The following is a 3,183-nucleotide window of genomic DNA, read 5'->3' as shown; positions in this document are numbered from 1 at the left end:
GAGCGTCGCGGCGCGCCGCGCCGGGTCGGGTTCCCACACGGTCTCGGCCGCCAGGCTGTGCGTGGCGGCGGCGCGCGCCAAGCCGGTGACGCCCGCGCGGTTGAAGCCGCCCGCGCCGGGACGGCCGAAAAAGACCGTGACAACCCTCGCCGGCGTCGTCACTGCGCAGTGATGCCGAGCGCGCGCACCGCGCCGCCGACCGTGCGCACCTCCTCCGCGACGAAGGCCGTGAACTCCGCCGGGGTCATCGGGCGCACCGCGATGCCGAGCTCGTTCCAGCGCTGTTGCACCAGCGGCAGGGTGAGCGCGGCCGTGACCTCGGCATGCAGCTTCGCGACGATCGGTGCTGGCAGCCCGGCCGGCGCGCTCAGTCCGAGCCAGTTCTCCGCCACCAGCCCGGGGAAGCCGGCATCGGCCGTGGTCGGCAGTTCCGGCGCCATGGGCTGGCGGATCGGCGAGGTCACGGCGATGGCGCGCAGCCGGCCGGAACGGATGTTGTCCACGTTCTGCGGCAGCGTGTCGAAAGCCAGCGGGATCGCGCCGCCCAGCAGGTCCGCCAGCATGGGCGAGCTGCCGCGATAGGGGACATGCGTCAGCTGCGCGCCGGTGCGCGCCATCAGCGCCTCGCCGAAGATGTGGTGGACCGAGCCCGCGCCGGAACTGCCATAGGCCGGCGGCGAGCGCTGCGCCTTGATCCAGGCGACCAGACCGGCGAGGTCGGTGGCCGGCACCAGGCGCGGGTTCACCATGATCACCAGCGGCGTCGCGCCGAGATAGGCGACGTGCGTGAAGCTCGCCACGGGATCGTAGCCGGACTGCGGATAGATCGGCGGCGAGGTGACGATCGGCGCGGTGTTGGAGAGCATCAGCGTGTAGCCGTCAGGCGGCTGCGTCGCGACATGCGCCGCGGCCAGCGTGCCGCCGGCGCCCGGGCGGTTGTCCACCAGCAGGCGCTGCGGCAGGCGCTGCGCCAGGACTTCTGCCAGCACGCGGGCCACGATGTCGGAGGAGCCGCCCGGCGGGAAGGTCACGACGATGCGGACCGGCCGCGTCGGCCAGGACTCCTGGGCCAGGGCGGGCCTGCCGAAGGTGAAGGCGGTGGCTGCCGCGAGAAGCGGCAAGTGGCGGCGGCGCATAGGCATCATCCTTCAATGTCGGACGCTCCGGGGCAAGGCTTGTGCCGCTGTCATCTGGCCGCAGGCGGCCCGGCGCGGCAGGATGGCGCCAGGCGCGGACGAGCGAGAATGACGGCGGGCGGCATCTCAGTGCATGCGGTGGACGTGGCGCGCGGCCGCGTGGCGGAGGGGCTGTCGGTGCGCATCGAGCGCATCGCGCCGGATGGCGGCCGCGTCCTCGTCGCGCAGGGCCACATCGGCCCGACCGGCGCGCTGGACCATCCCGTGGCGCAGGGCGCGGGCGTGCAGGCGGGGGAGCACGAGGTGCTGCTCGAGATCGGCGCCTGGCTGCGCGCCACGGGCAGCGAGGCGCCGCCCTTCCTCGACATCGTGCCCTTCCGCTTCCGCGTCTTCGACGTAGCGCAGCACTATCACCTGCCCATCAAGTTCACGCCCTTCGGCTATTCGCTGTACCGGGGCGCGTGATGCTGCCGCCGGGCCTGCCGGGCGGAATGCCGCCCGCCCCGCGCGACCTGGCCGGGCATGGCCCCAACCCGCCGCGCTTCGCCTGGCCGGAGGGCGCGCGGCTCGCGCTCTCCTTCGTGGTGAACGTCGAGGAAGGCGCGGAGCTCTCGCGCAGCAGCGGCGACGAGCGGAACGAGAGCACCTACGAGGCGCGCGAGGAGGTGGAGGGCCACCCCGACCCCTGCATGGAGAGCCACTTCGCCTATGGCTCCCGCGTCGGGATCTGGCGGATCCTGGACCTGTTCGATGCCTTCGGCACGAAGGCCACCTTCTCCGCCTGCGGCCGCGCCGTCGCCGCGACGCCGGCGCTGGCCGCAGCGCCCGCCGCGCGTGGCCACGAGGTCTCGGCGCATGGCTGGCGCTGGGAACGGCATGCCGGCATGGAGGAGGCGACCGAGCGCGCCGTGATCGCTGCCACGGTGCAGGCCATCGCGCAGGCCGCGGGCACGCGCCCTGTGGGCTGGCACACGCGCAGCGCCGGCAGCGTGAACACGCGGCGCCTGCTGCTGGAGGAGGGCGGCTTCCTCTACGATTCCGACTGCTACGACGACGACGTCCCGCGCAGCGTCGCGCGGCCCGATGGCGGGCGGCACGTGATCCTGCCCTATGCCTTCGACACCAACGACATGCGCTTCGCGCCGGGCGGCGGCTTCGTACAGCCGGAGGACTTCGCGCGCTACTGCGTCTCGGCGATCGACTGGCTGCTGAGGGAAGGCAGGACGGCGCCGAAGATGCTCTCCATCGGCCTGCATCTGCGCATCATCGGCCGCCCGGCGCGGATGCGCGGGCTGGAAGCGGTGCTGGAGCATGTCGCGCGCACACCGGGCATCTGGGTGGCACGCCGCCGTGACATCGCCGCGCACTGGCTGGCGCAGGAGACAGGCTGATGCGCATCCTCGTCGTCAACAGCAACACGACGGACAGCGTCACCGACCGCATCGCCGCCGCCGCGCGCGCCGCCGCATCGCCGGGCACGGAGGTGGAGGCCGTCACCGCCCCCTTCGGCCTGCCGCTGATCGTGACGCGCGCCGACTGGCTGGTCGCCGGCCCGGCGACGCTGGCGGCGCTCGCGGCCCAGCGCGGCAGCTACGACGCGGCGGTGATCGCCTGCTTCGGCGATCCGGGGCTGGATGCCGCGAAGGAATTGCTCGACGTCCCCGTCCTCGGCATCAGCGAGGCCGCGTTCCACGCCGCGGCGATGCTCGGCCGTCGCTTCGGCGTGGTGAGCTTCACCGCGGCGCTGCGCCCGATGTTCGAGGAGTGCCTGGCGCATCACGGGCTGGGCGCACGCTGCGCCGGCTTCCGAATGGGCCCGCCCTTCGCCGGCGATCCCGGCCGCGTGGCGGAGGAGCGGGCCGACCTGATCGTCGATCTCTGCCGCCAATCCGTGGAGCAGGACGGCGCGGAGGTGATCATCCTGGCCGGTGGGCCGCTGGCCGGCCTGGCCCCCGTGCTGGCGCCACGCGTGGCCGTGCCGCTGGTGGACGGCACCGCCGCGGCGGTGCGTCTGGCCGAGGCGATGGTGGGCCTCGCGCCGCCCGGC

4 protein-coding genes are annotated in these 3,183 nt (G+C 73.9%); 3 read left to right on the top strand and 1 reads right to left on the bottom strand.

Annotated features, from left to right (window positions below):
- Positions 1-158 precede the first annotated feature (158 nt).
- Positions 159-1,136: a Bug family tripartite tricarboxylate transporter substrate binding protein gene (locus OZN99_RS28325; RefSeq protein ID WP_270938566.1), complete on the bottom strand. Its 978-nt coding sequence runs from the start codon at positions 1,134-1,136 to the stop codon at positions 159-161.
- A gap of 108 nt (positions 1,137-1,244) precedes the next feature.
- Here OZN99_RS28325 and OZN99_RS28320 point away from each other — a divergent pair, with 108 nt between their 5' ends.
- The 3 genes from OZN99_RS28320 to OZN99_RS28310 form a co-directional block, all read left to right on the top strand.
- A complete protein-coding gene (locus OZN99_RS28320; protein ID WP_270938565.1) occupies positions 1,245-1,601 on the top strand; it encodes a hydroxyisourate hydrolase in 357 nt (118 codons plus the stop codon).
- Positions 1,601-2,527, top strand: coding sequence for a polysaccharide deacetylase family protein (locus tag OZN99_RS28315; RefSeq protein ID WP_270938564.1), 927 nt, complete (start codon positions 1,601-1,603; stop codon positions 2,525-2,527). The genes OZN99_RS28320 and OZN99_RS28315 overlap by 1 nt, the downstream gene beginning before the upstream one ends.
- Positions 2,527-3,183 (top strand): aspartate/glutamate racemase family protein (locus OZN99_RS28310; RefSeq protein ID WP_270938563.1); only part of this gene is annotated, 657 nt, incomplete at its 3' end. The genes OZN99_RS28315 and OZN99_RS28310, both read left to right, overlap by 1 nt.

This window comes from Falsiroseomonas oryzae, from assembly GCF_027856955.1.
Lineage (GTDB): Bacteria > Pseudomonadota > Alphaproteobacteria > Acetobacterales > Acetobacteraceae > Falsiroseomonas > Falsiroseomonas oryzae.
The sequence above is the reverse complement of the archived record's forward strand: the minus strand, read 5'-3'. Positions and strand labels throughout refer to the sequence as shown.

Bases quoted from the DNA above. Each gene is read 5' to 3' on its own strand.
- OZN99_RS28325 (WP_270938566.1), bottom strand. From the start codon at position 1,136: ATGCGCCGCCGCCACTTGCCGCTTCTCGCGGCAGCCACCGCCTTCACC.
- OZN99_RS28320 (WP_270938565.1), top strand. From the start codon at position 1,245: ATGACGGCGGGCGGCATCTCAGTGCATGCGGTGGACGTGGCGCGCGGC.
- OZN99_RS28315 (WP_270938564.1), top strand. From the start codon at position 1,601: ATGCTGCCGCCGGGCCTGCCGGGCGGAATGCCGCCCGCCCCGCGCGAC.